Origin of the sequence: Sphingomonas sp. (assembly GCF_036387535.1) — a bacterium.
In the GTDB taxonomy this organism is placed as follows: Bacteria; Pseudomonadota; Alphaproteobacteria; order Sphingomonadales; family Sphingomonadaceae; genus Sphingomonas_R.
The window spans coordinates 13,056-30,134 of the sequence record NZ_DASVTO010000101.1 but is presented as its reverse complement, the minus strand read 5'-3'; the positions used below and the strand labels follow the sequence as shown (position 1 = coordinate 30,134).

The 17,079-nt window shown below is 64.7% G+C and carries 14 protein-coding genes; 8 read left to right on the top strand and 6 right to left on the bottom strand.

The features are described 5' to 3' along the window. Nucleotides 1–79: 79 nt before the first annotated feature. Together VF649_RS09435 and VF649_RS09430 are read right to left on the bottom strand one after the other, a co-directional pair. Nucleotides 80–577 (bottom strand): c-type cytochrome, encoded by a 498-nt coding sequence (locus tag VF649_RS09435; RefSeq protein ID WP_331011707.1) that lies wholly within the window; start codon nucleotides 575–577, stop codon nucleotides 80–82. 77 nt (nucleotides 578–654) lie between these two features. Next, complete coding sequence (locus VF649_RS09430) at nucleotides 655–2,469, bottom strand: methanol/ethanol family PQQ-dependent dehydrogenase (RefSeq protein ID WP_331011706.1); 1,815 nt, start codon at nucleotides 2,467–2,469, stop codon at nucleotides 655–657. 525 nt (nucleotides 2,470–2,994) lie between these two features. Between VF649_RS09430 and VF649_RS09425 the strand changes: the two genes are divergently transcribed. From VF649_RS09425 to VF649_RS09405, 5 genes are all read left to right on the top strand, one after another. After that, on the top strand, nucleotides 2,995–4,104 hold the full coding sequence (locus VF649_RS09425; RefSeq protein WP_331011705.1) for an S-(hydroxymethyl)glutathione dehydrogenase/class III alcohol dehydrogenase: 1,110 nt from the start codon (nucleotides 2,995–2,997) through the stop codon (nucleotides 4,102–4,104). A 39-nt stretch (nucleotides 4,105–4,143) separates the two neighbouring features. After that, nucleotides 4,144–4,536 carry a VOC family protein gene (locus VF649_RS09420; RefSeq protein ID WP_331011704.1) on the top strand — a complete coding sequence of 131 codons (393 nt, stop codon included), beginning with the start codon at nucleotides 4,144–4,146 and terminating at the stop codon, nucleotides 4,534–4,536. A 15-nt stretch (nucleotides 4,537–4,551) separates the two neighbouring features. After that, on the top strand, nucleotides 4,552–5,388 hold the full coding sequence (fghA, locus tag VF649_RS09415; protein WP_331011703.1) for an S-formylglutathione hydrolase: 837 nt from the start codon (nucleotides 4,552–4,554) through the stop codon (nucleotides 5,386–5,388). 98 nt (nucleotides 5,389–5,486) lie between these two features. Further along, nucleotides 5,487–5,726 (top strand): hypothetical protein, encoded by a 240-nt coding sequence (locus VF649_RS09410; protein ID WP_331011702.1) that lies wholly within the window; start codon nucleotides 5,487–5,489, stop codon nucleotides 5,724–5,726. 62 nt (nucleotides 5,727–5,788) lie between these two features. Further along, nucleotides 5,789–8,239, top strand: coding sequence for a methyl-accepting chemotaxis protein (locus VF649_RS09405; protein ID WP_331011701.1), 2,451 nt, complete (start codon nucleotides 5,789–5,791; stop codon nucleotides 8,237–8,239). 596 nt (nucleotides 8,240–8,835) lie between these two features. On the opposite strand, the gene VF649_RS09400 is transcribed toward VF649_RS09405, so the two are convergent. Further along, nucleotides 8,836–10,275, bottom strand: a complete 1,440-nt coding sequence (locus tag VF649_RS09400) for a porin (RefSeq protein WP_331011700.1) — start codon at nucleotides 10,273–10,275, stop codon at nucleotides 8,836–8,838. A 287-nt stretch (nucleotides 10,276–10,562) separates the two neighbouring features. Here VF649_RS09400 and VF649_RS09395 point away from each other — a divergent pair, with 287 nt between their 5' ends. Both VF649_RS09395 and VF649_RS09390 read left to right on the top strand, forming a co-directional pair. Beyond that, a complete protein-coding gene (locus tag VF649_RS09395; RefSeq protein WP_331011699.1) occupies nucleotides 10,563–10,862 on the top strand; it encodes an EthD family reductase in 300 nt (99 codons plus the stop codon). Continuing rightward, the gene (locus VF649_RS09390; RefSeq protein ID WP_331011698.1) at nucleotides 10,855–11,397 is read left to right on the top strand and encodes a cytochrome b; all 543 of its coding nucleotides are present in this window, start codon (nucleotides 10,855–10,857) and stop codon (nucleotides 11,395–11,397) included. Before VF649_RS09395 ends, VF649_RS09390 begins: the two co-directional genes overlap by 8 nt. A 20-nt stretch (nucleotides 11,398–11,417) precedes the next feature. Here the strand turns inward: VF649_RS09390 and VF649_RS09385 are convergent, their stop codons facing one another. Then, complete coding sequence (locus tag VF649_RS09385) at nucleotides 11,418–13,457, bottom strand: amidohydrolase family protein (RefSeq protein ID WP_331011697.1); 2,040 nt, start codon at nucleotides 13,455–13,457, stop codon at nucleotides 11,418–11,420. A 298-nt stretch (nucleotides 13,458–13,755) separates the two neighbouring features. Here VF649_RS09385 and VF649_RS09380 point away from each other — a divergent pair, with 298 nt between their 5' ends. Then, nucleotides 13,756–15,312, top strand: a complete 1,557-nt coding sequence (locus VF649_RS09380; protein WP_331011696.1) for a methyl-accepting chemotaxis protein — start codon at nucleotides 13,756–13,758, stop codon at nucleotides 15,310–15,312. Nucleotides 15,313–15,330: 18 nt separating this feature from the next. Here VF649_RS09380 and mmsB read toward each other — a convergent pair whose 3' ends face one another. Together mmsB and VF649_RS09370 are read right to left on the bottom strand one after the other, a co-directional pair. After that, the gene (mmsB, locus tag VF649_RS09375; protein WP_331011695.1) at nucleotides 15,331–16,212 is read right to left on the bottom strand and encodes a 3-hydroxyisobutyrate dehydrogenase; all 882 of its coding nucleotides are present in this window, start codon (nucleotides 16,210–16,212) and stop codon (nucleotides 15,331–15,333) included. Nucleotides 16,213–16,295: 83 nt separating this feature from the next. Continuing rightward, nucleotides 16,296–17,069 (bottom strand): enoyl-CoA hydratase, encoded by a 774-nt coding sequence (locus VF649_RS09370; protein WP_331011694.1) that lies wholly within the window; start codon nucleotides 17,067–17,069, stop codon nucleotides 16,296–16,298. Nucleotides 17,070–17,079: the final 10 nt, after the last annotated feature.

The following is a 17,079-nucleotide window of genomic DNA, read 5'->3' as shown; positions in this document are numbered from 1 at the left end:
TCCGCAGCCTGTGCACCCGATAGTGCCGCTGCGGTCGCGAGGATGATCCCCGCGGCCCGCAACGCGCGGCGGTCTATTCTCATGCCCCCATGCATTCCGCTTCGGACTTGGCGACATCCGCCGGCTTGGCGGGCTGCGGCGCCGGACGACCACGCCCGATCTGGTCTTCGGAACGCGCCTTCAGATAGGCGTAGATATCCTCGATGTAGCACATCACATTGGGGTCTGCGCCGAACGCCGGCATGGCCAACTGAGCATTTTCCTTGCCGTTCACGACGGTTTCCAGGAACGTGTCATGATCCATGGTCTTGAGCGAGGTCGCGAGCGCCGGCGCGAAGGTGCCGCCGAGCCCGTCCGGCCCGTGGCAGACCGAACAATTCCCATGATAGCGCTTGTAGCCGCTGAACACCGTCCAGCTGACCGGCGCGGTTGCGGCGCTTGCAGCGGATGCGGATGCGGGTGCGGGTGCAGGGCTGTTGGGTTGGGCGGCAGGCATCGATTGCGCGGCAACGGTCAGCGCCAGCATCATCCCGCCGGCGATGGTCACGAGGATCGGAGCCTTGCGGAACATCGTCATAAGCCACCCTTATCATTTCAAACGGTGGGGGCGCCGCGCGAACGGCGCCCCCGGTACGACATCATGGTTGCAGCGCGTCAGCGCGACGCGAGCGCCGAGCGGCCCGGCAGTTCGAAGACGGTCAACGTCCCGCCCAGGTTGGTATATTGCGAAAGGCCGCGATAGGCGCCGACGGCACCGAGGCCTTCCTGGTCGCCGCTCAGACCGGCGGCCATGCCGATCGCAGCCCAGCCGCCGACGCCCGACAGGACGGCGATATATTGCTTCCCGTTATAGGTGTAGGTGTTGATGTTGCCGATGATGCCCGAGGGGGTCTTGAACTTGTACAGTTCCTTGCCCGACTTCGCGTCGACGGCCTTCAGATAGCCTTCCATCGTGCCGTAGAACACCACGTCGCCGGCGGTGGCGAGCGCGCCGCTCCAGACCGAGAACGGTTCCTTCACTTCCCAGGCGACCTTGCCGGTGGTGGCGTCCCACGCCGCGAACCGGCCGAGATTGCTCTCGCCCTTCGGCGGATACATGGTCAGGTTCGCACCGACATAGGGCGATCCGGCGACATAGGAGACGCGGGTCGGCTCATAATCCATGCAGACATGATTGCCGGGGAAGTAGAACAGGCCGGTCTTGGGGCTGTAGGCCGCGGGCTGCTGATCTTTGGATCCGAGCGCCGCGGGGCAGACGCCCTTGGTCACGACATCTTCGCCGTTGGCTTCGGTCGAGAAGGCCTTCACCCGGTTCGGCAGGCCGGTCTTCAGATCGATGCTGGATGCCCAGTTGACCGCAGGATCATATTTTTCCGCAACCAGCAGTTCGCCGGTCAGCCGGTCCATCGTGTAGGCGAAACCGTTGCGGTCGAAATGGACGAGCATCTTGCGATCCTTGCCCTTGAACGCCTTGTCCACCAGGATGATCTCGTTGACGCCGTCATAATCCCATTCGTCATGGGGCGTCATCTGATAGATCCACTTGGCCTTGCCGGTGTTCGCGTCCCGTGCCCAGATCGACATCGACCAGCGATTGTCGCCCGGACGTTGCGCCGGGTTCCAGGCACCCGGGTTGCCCGATCCGTAATAGATCAGGTTGGTGTCGGGATCATAGCTGGTCCAGCCCCAGGTCGTGCCGCCGCCCAGCTTCCACTGGTCGCTCTTCCAGCCGGCGAGGCCGGAGTCCTTGCCGACGGGCTTGCCCATCGACGTCGTCTTGACCGGATCGATCAGGGTGTCGGAGTCCGGGCCGGAGGAATAGGCGCGCCACACCTGCTTGCCGGTGGCGATGTCGTAGGCGGTCATCATCCCGCGCACGCCGAATTCGCCACCGCTGTTACCGACCAGAACCTTGTCACCGACGACCACAGGCGCGGCCGTGCCGGTTTCGCCCTTGGTCGCGTCGCCATTCTTGGCGGACCAGATGACCTTGCCGGTCTTGGCATCCAGCGCGACCAGTGTGGTATCGGCCTGGTGCAGGAACACCTTGCCGTCGGCATAGGCGACGCCGCGGTTCACGGTGTCGCAGCACATCACCGCGATCGTCTTGTTGTCCTGCTTCGGCTCGTACGACCAGGCGATGGCGCCGTCCTTCGACAGGTCGAGCGCATACACCTTGTTCGGGAAGGGCGTGTGGACATACATCATGTTGCCGACCACCAGCGGGCCGCCTTCATGGCCGCGCAATACGCCGGTCGAGAAGCTCCAGGCGACGCGCAGATCCTTGACGGTGTTGGCGTTGATCTGATCCAGCGCGCTGTAGCGGGTGCTGCTGTAGTTGCCGAGCTGCATGACCCACTGATTGGGATCCTGCTGCATCGTCTTCAGCTCGTCACGCGCCATTGCAGGCGCCGCGACGGTCGCCAGCAGCAATGCGGTGATCGCACCCTTCAAACCAAATCCTGTCATGTCAATCCTCCCTGAGTAACGCTTTAGTTGTGTCTAAAGTCGACAGGCATCCTACTCCCAAAAATACCGGACGCAATCCATATATTATCCATCGTTTCCGACGAAATGACTTGATGGAACAGGGTATATAGTGGAGAAGTGCCGAAAGCGTGAGCCTCCGTCATAATGCTTGCGTCGTTCGGACCACGTAACCGACCCGCAGACGCTTCCACTAAAAGGATTAAGAAACCCTTAACTACCTCTGGAAGGATTGCCCTCGCTTAATAAGATGGTTAAATATCCCAGTGCGACGCGGCCGACAAGAGACGATTGCACACAATGGCATCGGCCGGTGACCGCCAGCACGGGGAAGAAGGGTTTTCGCGAAATTGTAACGTGATGCTGTTCAGGGGCGTCGACGGACCAGGGCCGTTAATACTTGTGCATTGCAGCAAAGCTGGGTGGTGAGCGCGGCAGCATCTTCGTTTACGATCGGGTAACCTTTTTACCGTTAATCGACCGAACACCATTCAAGAGGGGATACCGATGAAGACCCGTGCAGCCGTTGCGTTCGAGGCGAAGACGCCGTTGGAAATCGTGGAACTCGACCTGGAAGGGCCGAAGGCGGGCGAGGTTCTGATCGAGATCATGGCGACCGGCATCTGCCACACGGACGCCTACACGCTCGACGGACTGGACAGCGAGGGTCTGTTCCCCAGCGTCCTGGGCCATGAAGGGGCCGGGATCGTGCGGGAAATCGGCGCCGGGGTGACCTCCGTGGCCGTCGGCGATCATGTGATCCCGCTCTACACGCCGGAATGCCGCCAGTGTAAATCCTGCCTTTCGGGCAAGACGAACCTGTGTACGGCGATCCGCGCGACGCAGGGCAAGGGCCTGATGCCCGACGGCACGACCCGGTTCAGCTACAAGGGGCAGCCGATCTTCCATTATATGGGCTGTTCGACCTTCTCCAACTTCACGGTCGTTCCCGAGATCGCAGTCGCCAAGATCCGCGAAGATGCGCCGTTCCAGACCAGCTGCTACGTCGGGTGCGGCGTCACCACGGGTGTCGGCGCGGTCGTCAACACCGCCAAGGTGCAGGTGGGCGAGAATGTGGTCGTCTTCGGACTTGGCGGCATCGGCCTGAACGTCATTCAGGGCGCCAAGCTGGCCGGTGCCGGCATGATCGTGGGTGTCGACATCAACCCGGACCGCGAGGAGTGGGGCCGCAAGTTCGGCATGACTCATTTCGTCAACCCGAAGGAGATCGGCGGCGACATCGTCGCGCATATCGTGGCGTTGACCGATGGCGGGGCCGACTACAGCTTCGACGCGACGGGCAATACGACCGTGATGCGTCAGGCGCTGGAATGCTGCCATCGCGGCTGGGGCACCAGCATCATCATCGGCGTCGCGGAAGCGGGCAAGGAAATCTCGACCCGTCCGTTCCAGCTTGTCACCGGCCGTAACTGGCGCGGAACGGCCTTCGGCGGTGCCAAGGGCCGCACGGACGTGCCGAAGATCGTCGACTGGTACATGAACGGCAAGATCCAGATCGATCCGATGATTACCCACATCCTGAAGCTCGACGAGATCAACAAGGGGTTCGATCTGATGCATGCCGGCGAGAGCATCCGCTCCGTCGTCGTCTTCTGATCCGACGATACCAACGATAACAACGCAGGAGACAAGGCAATGACGGTGATTTCAGGTGACGGCGTATTTTCGCACGTGACGCTGGGCGCGAGCGATCTCGCGACCTCGACCGCTTTCTATGATGCGGCGCTGGCCCCGCTCGGGATCAACAATCTGGGTGCATTCGGGGATGCGGCCATGCTGTATGGCAAGGACAAGCCCGCCTTGCTGGTGCTGACGCCCGGTGACGGCGGCGCGCCGTCGAGCAATGGCGTGACGGTCGGTTTCGCGGCGGCAAGCACCGCGGATGTCGACGCGTTTCACGCCGCGGGCCTGGCCGCCGGCGGTGTCGATGAAGGTGCGCCGGGGCCGCGCGGCCACCTGCCGGGTGCCTATGCCGCGTATCTGCGCGATCCGGGCGGCAACAAGATCTGCTCCTATACTTTCGTGTAATCGAGGATCATGATGATGGAGAAGGTCAGCGCCAACCGCAGTTTCGGCGGTACACAAGGCGTCTATACGCACAAATCGTCGGTCACCGGGACCGACATGACCTTCTCCGTCTTCGTGCCCCCGCACGCGGAGGGCGCAACCTTACCGGTCGTCTGGTATTTGTCGGGACTGACCTGCACCCATGCCAATGTGACCGACAAAGGCGAGTTCCGCGCGGCCTGCGCCGAGCTGGGCCTGATCTTCGTGGCGCCGGACACGTCCCCCCGCGGGGAAGGCGTGCCGGACGATCCGGCCGGCGCCTATGATTTCGGGCTGGGTGCCGGATTCTATGTCGATGCGACCGAGGCGCCCTATGCCGAACATTACAAGATGTGGAGCTATGTCACCGAAGAATTGCCGGCGGTGATCGCCGCGAATTTCCCGGCCGACATGGAGCGGCAGGCGATCATGGGCCATTCGATGGGCGGCCACGGCGCGCTGACCATCGGGCTGACGCTGGCCGACCGCTTCAGATCCGTATCTGCTTTCGCACCGATCGTGGCGCCCGGCCGGGTGCCGTGGGGCGAAAAGGCGCTGACGGGGTATTTGGGTACCGATACGGCGGCGTGGCGCCGACATGACGCCGTGGCCCTGATCGAGGATGGCGCGCGCGTTCCGGCCTTGCTGGTGGATCAGGGCGCGGCCGATCAGTTCCTGGAGGGACAGCTCCGTCCGGAATTGCTGGCCGCCGCCTGTTCGGAGGCGGGCATCACGCTGACGCTGCGCATGCAGCCGGGCTATGATCACAGCTATTATTTCATTGCGACGTTCATGGAGGATCATCTGCGCTGGCACGCCGCGCGGTTGACCTGATCACGACCATAAAGATCAGGATTCGAACGACCAGGCGGGTGATGGGCAACCATCGCCCGCCTTTTTCATGCATGCTGAATCCTTGATTCGGATCGAAAATGTTTCAGATCATGCCGGTTGTTAATGCAATAATAACCAAGAGCGATCTGATTAGCGGAAACTTTACTAACGAACATTATGGTGGGTTCCACTGCTCCCTTCCGGGCGAGCCGTGGCTGATCCTGGTGCATGGCATCATCCGCAACCGCGTTCGGAATAGCCAACAGATCTGCGGAAGCGTCGATTTCGATCGGCTTCGATCGAACGAGAACGTCGCGCCGCGGGTACAGGAAGGATGACATCGGCCATGTATATGGCACCAGTTTCAGCCAAGGATGTGTCGCCGCCCATCGCGTCACCGATGCCTGTGGTCGGCCTGCTTGGGCCGAACAGCGGGCAACGGATGATTGCGTGTGTCGCGGCGCTGTTTGGCGTGTTGCTGACCGGAGTGACCTGTTCCTTCCTGCCTTTTTCGGTCGCGGGTCTGCCGCTGCTGCTGGGCGCGGTCGGCAGTGTCAGCGTCCTGCTGTTCGTGGTCCCGTCCAGCCCGTTCGCGCAGCCGTGGGCGATCATCGGTGGTAATGTCGCCTCCGCCATCGTGGGCGTGCTGTGCGCACATTTCATTCCCCAGCCCGTCGTCGCGGCCGCCGTGTCGGTGGGCGGGGCCATTCTGGTGATGTCGCTGCTGCGCTGCATGCATCCGCCGGGCGGGGCATCGGCGCTGGCGGGGGTGATGGGTGGACCGGCGGTGCTTGCCGCCAGCTACGCCTATCCTGCAATCCTCCTGGTCGACTGCGTGGTGCTGGTCGCCGCGGCCTGGCTGATCCACCAGTTTACCGGCCACCGTTATCCGCATGTCCAGGCCGCCGCACCAGCGCAGCCTGCAGTCCAGGCGCAACCCGCTGGTTTCGGCGCGTCGCCGCCGCCGCGGAGCGCATCGCCCGCGTTCGCACCTGCCGCACTCGACCGTCTCGCCCGCCAGGCCGCATCGGCACCGGCTTCACCCGTTTTCGGAGCAACGACCGTGACCCCAACCACTTTCGACCTCAAGCATCTGCGCCTTTCCGTCAAGGCGACGTTGCTGGTCGCGATGTCGTTGATCGCGCTTGCCGTCGTGACCTTTTTCGCGACGCGCTACATCATGTCGTCCGGCGCGGAGTCGCGCGCGGTGGAGCGGCAGGAAGCCAATATGCGGGTCGCGCGCGACATCCTCAACCAGTACGGAACGGGCTTCTCGGTCGTTGATGACCAGCTGCTGATCGGCTCACGCCCGCTGAACGGCTTTGTGGCGCCGGTGGACCGCGTCAAGCAACTGGTCGGTGGCACCGCGACGGTTTTCCTGGGTGATCGCCGCATCACCACGAACGTCAAGAACCCGGATGGCAGCCGGGCGATCGGCACTACGCTGACATCCGACGAAGTTCGGCACGCGGTGCTGCAGCAGGGGCAATCCTATCGCGGGCGGGCCGACATCCTCGGTCGATCCTTCTTTACGGCCTATGATCCCATCCGAGACCAGAGCGGCAAGGTCATCGGCATTCTGTATGTCGGCATTCCCGCGTCCGACTTCCTGTCCGACGTCAGCCGGGCCGAAACCCAGATCGCGGCGATTGGTGCGGTCGTCACGCTGCTCGCCGCGTTGATCGGCCTGATGCTGACCCGCCGCATGTTCGCGCCGCTGAGCGACGTCTGCGACCGGATGGGCGAACTGGCCCGTGGCAAGAACGACATCGAGATTGCCAATACCGATCGCCATGACGAGATCGGCACGATCGCACGGGCGGTGGCGGTATTCCGGGATCTTGCGTTGTCCAAGGAGGCCGCCGACGCGATGCAGCAGGCGGTGGTTTCGACCCTGGCCGATCAATTGCGCCGATTGGCGGACGGCGACCTGACGACGCGGATCGATGTTCAGTTCCCCGATGACTATGCGCAGATCCAGACCGACTTCAACGCCGCTGTCGCCGCGCTGGACGAAGCGATGGGATCGATCAGCGAGCACAGCGCCGATATCCGTTCCGCCGTCGTCGATCTGAGCCGGGCGTCCGATGGCCTGGCGCAACTGACCGAGCAGAATGCCGCCAATATCGAGGAAGCGAGCGCCGGATTGGACGAGGCCACGGCCAAGGGCCAGGACAATGCCGATCAGGTTCGCAAGGCGAAGGCGGTGATCACCGCCGCGACCGCGGGCACCAGCGCCGGCAGCGCCATCCTGCGGGATGCGGTGGCGGCGATGAACGAGATCGGCGAGTCCTCGTCCAAGATCGCGAACATCACCGGGATCATCGACGGTCTGGCGTTCCAGACCAACCTGCTGGCGCTGAACGCGGGTGTGGAAGCGGCGCGCGCCGGCGATGCCGGCGCGGGGTTCGCGGTGGTAGCGGCGGAGGTCCGGGCGCTGGCCCAGCGCTCCGCCGATGCGGCCCGCGAGATCAAGGCCCTGATCTCCGTCAGCTCGCAACAGGTGCAGTCGGGCGCTGAGCTGGTCGACCGGACCGGGGTCGCCCTGACCGGCATCGCCGGCGAGATCGACACGATCGCGACCCTGGTCGGGCAGATCGCTGAATCGACCGTACAGCAGGCGAGCGGGCTGAGCGTCGTCAACACCTCGATCGGTGACATCAGCAGCATGACGCAGCGCAGCGCTGCCAGCGTCGAGGAAAACAACGCGGTCACGCATAGCCTTGCCGGTGACGCCACCACGCTGGATGCGCTGGTTGCCCGGTTCCGGATCAGCGACGCGCAGGCGGATCATGGCCGGCCGGCACAGCATGGCCATGCCGGCTATCAGGGTAGCCGGATGGCCGCCTGATCCCCCCACGCGAGCCAGGAAGTGGCGCTTGTCGGCGCCAGACACAGGAGCCTGCCGCGGTGTGCAGCGTCGCAAGGCCGGTTCGCGGGGTGGGGTCTACCGACCGTGGTCGACACGCAGCTGGCGGGTGACGATCCATCCTGCGTCTCTGGTTCGGGTGGTCCGCCTCAGCGGATTTCCACCCGGATCCGGATGGCGGTAACGCCATCGTCGGTCGTTGCCACGGCCTCGCGGAGCCTGCCGAAAAGCGATCATGTGGCTGACGCCAATCGATCAAAGAACCATCAGATATCCGCGGGCGCCCTATTCGTTCGGGCTGCCTCAGCCGACGGGTGGAGCGCGCACCGCGTTCGTGGCCGCGCGGCGGGATGCGGGCTCCATAGCCGTGTCATTATAGCCGTGTCATTGTCTATGCCGCCACACTCGCGTCCCCCCCGACCATACCCGACGCAGGCTGATCGGCTACGGCTGTCAGCGATGCGGTTTTCGGGCTGTGCAGGACGGCGTATCGTCACCCGGCGCGGCGGCCGGTGGTGCAGGCACAAAAAAGGCCCCCCTTCCGGCAGGAAGGGAGGCCGGGCGTCTGCGGTGGGTGCCTAGAAGAACAGGATCGCGCCGCTCGTCAGCGCGTCGGAGACGGCACGATTGCCATTCTGGGCCTCCGACCGGGTATGCGTATATTCGCCGATCAGCGTCACCCAGCTGGTGAGGCCGTAGCGCAGCTGCCCGACATAGCTCATGTTCGTGTCGAGCAGGGTGGGGTTGATCTCGCCACGCGCAAGATCGAGGTGGCTCTCGCCATAGCTGCCGCCCACGGTGAACTTGTCGAGCGTGTAGGTTGCCTGCGCATAGAAGCCGTCGCTGTCGCGTTTGCGGCCTGCGGCGCTGGTGGACAGGATGAACAGCCCCGTCGTGCCGATTCCGCTGCCCGCATAATAATAGCCGGTGACGCCGAAGCCGGCATAGGTCAGCTTCGCACCAAGATCGAACCCGCTGCCGGTATAGCTTGGGAACAGGCCGGTGCCGTCATGCTTCTGCGTGATCCCGCCGACCCATGCGTGACCGACGAAATCCTCCGCCTTGAAGTCATAGGTCAGCTTTGCCTGGAACCCCGGCGACTTGTTGACTTCGGTATTGCCGATCGTGACCAGCGGCTGGAACATGCCGATGCTCGCCTGCAACCCGCCGAACTTCGGCGTGGTATAGGTGATCTGCGGCATGAAGTCGGTGTAGATATAACCGATGCCGATCCGGCCGAGCGATGTGTTCGACGGCGCGGCGTTGCCGCCCGTGCTGCCGACCGACAGCAGGGTGATGTCGTTCAGGATCGCGTCCGACCCGAACAGGCCGATGTCGCGGCCGACCTTGATCTCCCCGAACCCGGCCCGCCCGAAGGTGAGATAGGTCTGGCGGGCGTCGATACCCGATGTCGCCAACGCCTGCGGCGTTCCCGCGCTGTTTGCGCCGCCTACGCCGGAGACGCTGTTGATCCCCGGATAGAGCCCGAAATGCGCCCCGACGTCCCAGCCACCCTGCTGGGTCGTGACGTCGACCTTCAGGAAGCCGGGCAGCAGGCCGTTGCGGATGGACGAGCTGCTGCTGCCGACGCCTGCCAAGCCACCGTCGACGGTCCGCCCCGCGCCACCGCGATCCGGATTGTCATGGGTGTAGAAGCCGTTGACGGATCCCGAGACCTTGAGCGTCACGCCGCCCATTTCCAGCCCGACGCCGCTTTCCGTGAAGCGGACCATCCGGCCGTCGAGAGCCTGAGCCGCGGCCTGTTGCGGCGGCTGCGTTTCGCTGGTGGTGACCGCGGCCGAATTGCCGTTTGCCGCCGCGGCGACCGGAGCCTGCGCGTCCACCGCGCTGCGCGCCATCAGCGTGGCATATTCGTCTTCGGTCAGGATGCCCTTGTCCTTCAGCCGCAACAGCAGGCTGTCGATCTTGGAACTGTCCTGCGCCAGTGCGGGGGATGCCCCGCCCAGCAATAGTGCGCAGGTTGCCGTGGCGGCGAGCCACCGTGTCGAAATCTTCATAACCCCTCCCTTTTTTCAACGTCTTTGCGTCGGTATAAGAAGGATAGTTAAAATACTGGTTCATGCAAACGCAACTTTGTGTCCAATAGTCCAATGGCGCGAATGATAGTGCTGCATTGCAACAGATCTATGCACCTCTGGCAGGCCGCAGAGATGCCGCGTGTGGAACAGCCGAAATCCTTGACGCGCATCGGCGGAGATCGACGGTGCCGCTTTCCTGCGTCCTGATCCTGTTCTATGTCATGCTGAAAGGTCGGGCGGTCCGACGCAATAGGACAGGACAATATATGGCGATCTTGATGGTGCTGTATCCGACGAACGCGGGTACGCGGTTCGACGCCGATTATTATGTCGGGACGCACATGCCCCTGGTTCGGGATGCCTGGACGCAGCATGGACTGGTTTCGGCGGAAGCGTTGTTGCCCGATCAGCCTGATCCGGCATTCGCGGCGGTGGCGATGTTGACGTTCCGGGACGCGTCGGCGCGCGATGCGGCGTTGGCGGGCCCCGAGGCGGCGGCCGTCTTCGCCGACGTGCCGCGCTTCACCGACATCTCGCCGGTCGCCCAGCTCAGCCACCATGGATGAGACGGTGGGCGGCGATTCCCGGTACACGCGGGTTGCGATCGCGCTGCACTGGACGATGGCGGCGCTCATCATCTTCAACCTGATCGTCGGCCTGGCGCATGACGTGATGGAGAAGGCGATGGGCGCGAGCCCGATCCCGCTGCACAAGTCGATCGGCTTGACCGTGCTGGCGCTGGCCTTCGTGCGGATCGGCTGGCGGTGGACGCATCGGCCGCCGCCGTTGCCGGCCGGGACGCCCGCCAGGGAGCGCCGGATTGCCCATGCGGTGCATATCCTGCTGTATGGACTGATGCTGATCATGCCGATGACGGGCTGGATCCTGTCGTCGGCAGGAAAATATCCCCTGAACTGGTTCGGCCTGTTCGCCGTACCGAAGTTCGCGGTGATGAAGGGCGCGCCGATCGCCACGGCGTCCAACGCGGCCCATTACTGGCTGGGGCTGATGCTGGTCGCCCTGGTGATCGGCCACATGCTGGCGGCATTGCGCCATCATTTCCTGCTGCGTGATACGGTACTGCGGCGGATGATCGGCTGAACGTCCGCCGGCACCACGGCTTACTTCGGCATCCCGGTAAGGCCGCTGGCCTGGCGCAGGGCCGCACCGTCGAGGCGGTAGCCGTCCAGGAACACGGTGCGGACGTGCCGAAGATTGCCGAGGTCCTTCGACACGTCGCCGTCGACCAGGATGATGTCGGCGGTCTTGCCCGCGGCGATCGACCCGGTGCGATCATCCATGCCGGTCATCCGGGCCGGAATGATCGTCGCGGTCTGCAGCGCGGCGGCGTTGCTGAGCCCCGCCTGTTGATAGAGTTCGAGTTCGCGCACCAGTTCCAGGCCATAGCCGTCCGTTCCGGCCACGATCGGTACGCCCGCCCGGTGCAACCGCCCGACCAGCCCGACCATCTTGGCGAAGCTCTTGCGGTAATCGTCCCGGGTCAGCCCGGCAGAAAGAGGATAGCCGCTGATCTTCCAGCTGCGCGCGACCGCCGCCGGCGCGATCTCCGCGAACGCCGCATATTCCGGTGAAATCGCGCTTCCGTCCGACGTCATCAGCGGTTCCCAGACCGTCAGCGTCGGATCGATGATGGTGTGCCGATCGGCAAGCTCCGCATAGAAGCGCGTCATCGCGGGTGCGTCGAGGTCGACATCCTTGCCATAGCGGGCGGGGCCTTCGAGCCGCGCGGCGGTATTGGCCTTGTCGACGACCTCCTGTGGCATCGCCTGCATCATGATGAAATTGATGTGCGTGACCTCATCATATCCGGCCCTGACGGCGTCCAGCGGGCGCATGCCGGCGGGAACATGGCCATGCACATGCAGGCCCAGCCGATGCGCCTCCGCCGCCGCCGGTGCGATCCAGGCCGGGTTCATCGAGGTATAGAATTTCACGCCCCACAGCCCCGCCGCCTTGATCTTGCCGACCGCCGCGATCGCCTCCGCCGCCGAAGAAACCGTCAGGGCACCCTGCGCTGCCAGTGGATCCTTGCGATCGATGATCACCGACACCTTGCCGTCTGGGGCGAGCAGGTCGCCAGTCGCGCGGCGTTTGTAGATGCTGGCCGCCTCGTCGATCATCGACCCCGGACTGCGATAATTGGTGATGCCGGTCGCGACATTCTGCAACAGGTTCCAATCGTCGCCGACATGCTGGTGCGAGTCCCAGAGGCCGGGCAGGAGCGTCTTGCCGCGTCCGTCGATCCGCGTCGCGCCGGCGGGCGCCGGGATGGTCCCCGCCGCGCCGACCGCGACCACCGTCCCATCCGCGATCAGAACCGCCCGATCCGGCACATAGCGGCCGGCGACCGAGTCGAACATGAGCACATGATCGATCAGCGTCGCGGTACGGTTTTCGCGGTTCAGGAAGCCATGGGCGACATCGCGCACCATCGCGGCGATCGCGTCGTCCTGAATCGCCTTCAGTTTTGGCCCGGCCTGCTCGAAACCCTCGGGCAGCAGCGAGATGATGCCGGCATTTCCGAACAAGCGGTTGTCCTGGTCGAGCCACACGGGCGACGGTGCGAATCCGTAGCCCCTGATGAACGCAAGCTTGAGGATCTTGGCGCCCCATGGACCGTCGATGTGTTGCGGCGACCCGATGACGATGCTGGCATGACCGGTCGGGAGCAGGTCGATGCCCTTGTCGCCGGCAGCCACCAGCGCGCCGATATCATGTTCGGCTGCCAGCAAGGGGCCGCCATAACTGTTATAGTGACGGTTGCCGAAGGGCGCGGTGCCGGAATCGATGGTCGTTTTCCAACGCGCGATACCGTCGAGCCCGACGGCGAACTGCTCGGTCGCGTCGCCCTGGTCGGTGTAGCCGCGGATGGCGATCGCGCGTGCGCGGCCGTCCGACCCGATCGTCATTACCTCGTCTATCTCGGTAATCCAGCCGCGGAGCGACAGCGACATGCGATAGGCTGCGGCCCCGGCCGACGTGGTCCACGACCAGACATCGCCGTGCTTCCCTGCTTCCGAACTGATCGTGTAATGCCGCGCACCCGCAGGCGGCGCGAGGAACTGCACGGTCGGGACCGGCGCGGCGGCAACCGCCGGCTCCGCCGTGACCAGCAGCAAGGCAAGCATCATTCGGCGCATCTCAGAACCTCCCCCGGCCAGGCCAGCAGACTGACAAGTGGAGCCGGTCCGTGCAAGCATCTTGGCGCGCGGTGCTTCGACCCTGTCGGCCCGCCGGCCGGGTGCCGACCGAGCAGCCACAAAGACCCGGCACCTTTCATCCTGACATAAGTTTCTTCCGGCAGATGCGGGCGTTTGTTTTGACGCAGCGCCAATCGGAAATTAATTTCTGACCGCGATGATGGTGCTTGTGATGTCCAGCGCCACCGCCCTTCATCGTCTGAAATCATGGCACGCCGGCACCGGCTATCTGCGGGCCTTGGTCCGATCCGGGAAGGACGAAAGCGAACTCGACCGCGATATCCTGCTGCGGCAGCTCGACGCCACCGGCGCCACCGTCCGGTGGACCACGATGCTGGCGATCATCGTTTCCGCCGCCATCGTTCCGCTGTTCTGGTCCGGGTCGCAGCACGGGTTGCTGTTGTCGGGGCAGTTGACGGTCGCGATCGCCTGCCTGGGAATGCTGATCAGCCTGCCGCGGCGCATACCGGCCGAACAGTGGCGCGCATGGACTCGTCGTCACATGCTGTCCGCGCTGCTGCACGGCGGCGGCTGGATGATGATAACGGCGGGCATGATGTCGAAGGCGGACGTCCATACGGCGATGCTGGTCGCCAGCCTGCAGGTCGGGCTCGTGGCGATCGGCTTCGTGATCTATCTGAACCTGCCGGCGGCGTTCCTGGCATTTTCCACGCCGGTCGCGGTGCCGTTCCTGTGCACCTTCGCCACCACGCGGGGACGATCGCTGGTTGCCATCCCGCTGATCCTGATCATGTTCGCCATTCTGGCGCGCGTGGCGATCGACCAGAGCCGGATGTTCCTGAAATCGGCGCGGGCCAAGGAGCGCCTGCACGACGCGCGGTTGCGCGAGGAAGTTGCCAAGAAACAGATGGATCGTGCGCTGATCGACCAGCAGATCCTGGAAGTGCGCCGGGTGGATGCCGCAGCCCGCATGGCGGAAGACCAGCGCCGCGCACAGATGTTGAGCCTTGCCGACCTGTTCGAGCGGGAGATCGGCTCGGTGGTTGCCGCCAATGCGGACGCGATCCTGAAGCTTCAGCAGGCGGCGGACGCGCTGTTCCGCGTGGTTCAGGAAAGCCAGGATGCGACCGTCGTGGCCGTGGCGCGGGCGGAGGCGGCGTCGCGATCGGTAACGGCGCTGGCGCGATCGGCAAGTGCGGTCGCGAGCGGGGTGTCCGAACTGACCGATCAGGTTGCACAGCATGCGTTGGTGAGCGGCCAGGTCCAGCAGATGACCGCCGCCAGCAAGCAGGAGGTCCATGCCATGGCGATGGCGGCGATGGAGACGCGCGAGATCGCGTCCGCGATCGGCAGGGTGACGACGCAGACCCGGCGACTGGCGCTGAACGCCACGATCGAGGCCGCGCGTGCCGGTGACAGCGGGCGGGGGTTCGCGGTGGTGGCCGCAGAGGTGAAATCGCTCGCCAGCCGAGCCGAAGACGCGACCCGACACGTCACCGCGCAGGCCGACGAGATCGTGGCGCGGGTCTCGATCGCGCAGAACAGCCTGGAAAAAAGCGCGACCGGCATTGACGGCGTGACGCTGATCGCGACGACGATCGCATCGTCGCTGGTGCAGCAGCGCGGGGCGACCGAGGACATCAGCCGCGAAGCGATCGAAATGGCAGGGCACGTCAGAGAGACCGATCTGCGCATGGGGATCGTCGCAAAGGCGACCAGCGCGGCACGCGAACTCACCCGATCGGTGGACGTGACCACGCAGGCGGTGGGACTTTCCGCCGAACAGTTGAAGACATCGGCCGACCGGTTCCTGGCCGCGTTGCGCGCGGCGTGACGCGCAACGGAAAGCGTATCACGCCTTTGCGCGCAAGGTCCGGATGATGGCCGAAAAATCCAGCCGTCCATGGCCGGCGGCATCGAACGCCTCGTAACGTTCGGCGGCACGCGACCCCATCGGTATGTCCGCGCCCGCACCGTGCGCAGCGGCGACGGCAAGGCGCAGATCTTTCAGCATCAGTGCGGTCGCGAAGCCACCCTGATAGTCATTGTCCGCCGGCGTGGTCGGGCCGACGCCGGGGACCGGACAGTAGGTGGTCATCGACCAACTTTGCCCCGATGATACGCTGGCGATGTCGTAGAAGGCCTGTGCGTCGAGCCCGAGCTTTTCCGCAAGCGCAAAGGCTTCGCAGGTCGCAAGCATCGTCGCGCCCAGGATCATGTTGTTGCACATCTTCGCGGCCTGGCCAGCGCCGTTGGCGCCGGCGTGGATCACCGCCTTGCCCATCTGCGCCAGGATCGGCTGCGCCCTGGTGAAGGCGTCCTGGGATCCGCCGACCATGAAGGTGAGCGTACCCGCCGCCGCCGCCGCGATGCCGCCGGACACCGGTGCATCGACTGCGGTCAGCCCGCGTGTGGCGGCGGCGTCGGCAACCTGGCGCGCGGTGACGACATCGATGGTGGAACAGTCGATCAGCAGCGCGGACGCGGGCAGTACCGGAAACAGCGTATCGCACACGCTGGCGACATGCTGCCCGGCGGGCAGCATCGTGACAACCGTGTCGGCCCCGGTCGCTGCGTCGATGGCGCTGGTCGCGGCCGTGCAACCCGCGGCCTGTGCGCGGTCCAGCGCCTCCGCCGAAAGATCGAAGGCGCGCACGTCATGGCCAGCCCTGGCGAGGTTCGCGGCCATGCCGCTTCCCATGTTCCCCAGTCCGATGAAGGCGATGCGTGCCATATCCTGCGTTCCTACTACCGCCCGGACCATGCCGGGTCTGTTGCTGGTCCCGCGGCCCTGCCCGGGATGCGGACAGCCCGCGCCTATTTGCCGGTCCACTGCCCCGGGCGTTTCTCGACAAAGGCGGTCATGCCTTCTTTCTGGTCGGCGGTGCCGAACAGGGCGTGGAACAGCCGACGCTCGAACTGCACGCCGGCGGCAAGGCCGGTTTCGAACGCCATGTTCACCATTTCCTTGTTCGCGAGCACCGCCAGCGGTGCCATTCCGGCGATCGCGGTCGCGGTCTTCAGCGCTTCATCCACCAGATCGGCGGCAGGGACGATACGGCTGACCAGGCCAGCCCGCTCCGCCTCGTCCGCGTCGATCATCCGGCCGGTCAGGCACATTTCCATGGCCTTCGCCTTGCCGACCGCGCGTGCCAGCCGCTGCGAGCCGCCCATGCCTGGCGAAACGGCAAGCTTGATCTCCGGCTGACCGAATTTCGCGGTGTCTGCCGCGAGGATGAAGTCGCACATCATCGCCAGTTCGCACCCGCCGCCCAGTGCATAGCCCGCAACCGCCGCAATGACCGGCTTGCGGGTGCGTGTGAACCGATCCCAGCCGGCGAAGAAATCGTGACCATACATGTCCGCGAAGCCCTGCGCCTGCATCTCCTTGATGTCGGCACCGGCCGCGAACGCCTTTTCACTGCCCGTGATGACGGCGCATCCCTGCGACGGATCGGCATCGAACGCGGCCATCGCGGCGAGCAGTTCATCCAGCACCGCGCCGTTCAGGGCGTTCAGCGCCTTCGGTCGGTTGAGCGTGACGAGCGTGACCCGGTCGCGCTGTTCTACGAGAATGGTCTCGGTCATCATCGTCCTTCGT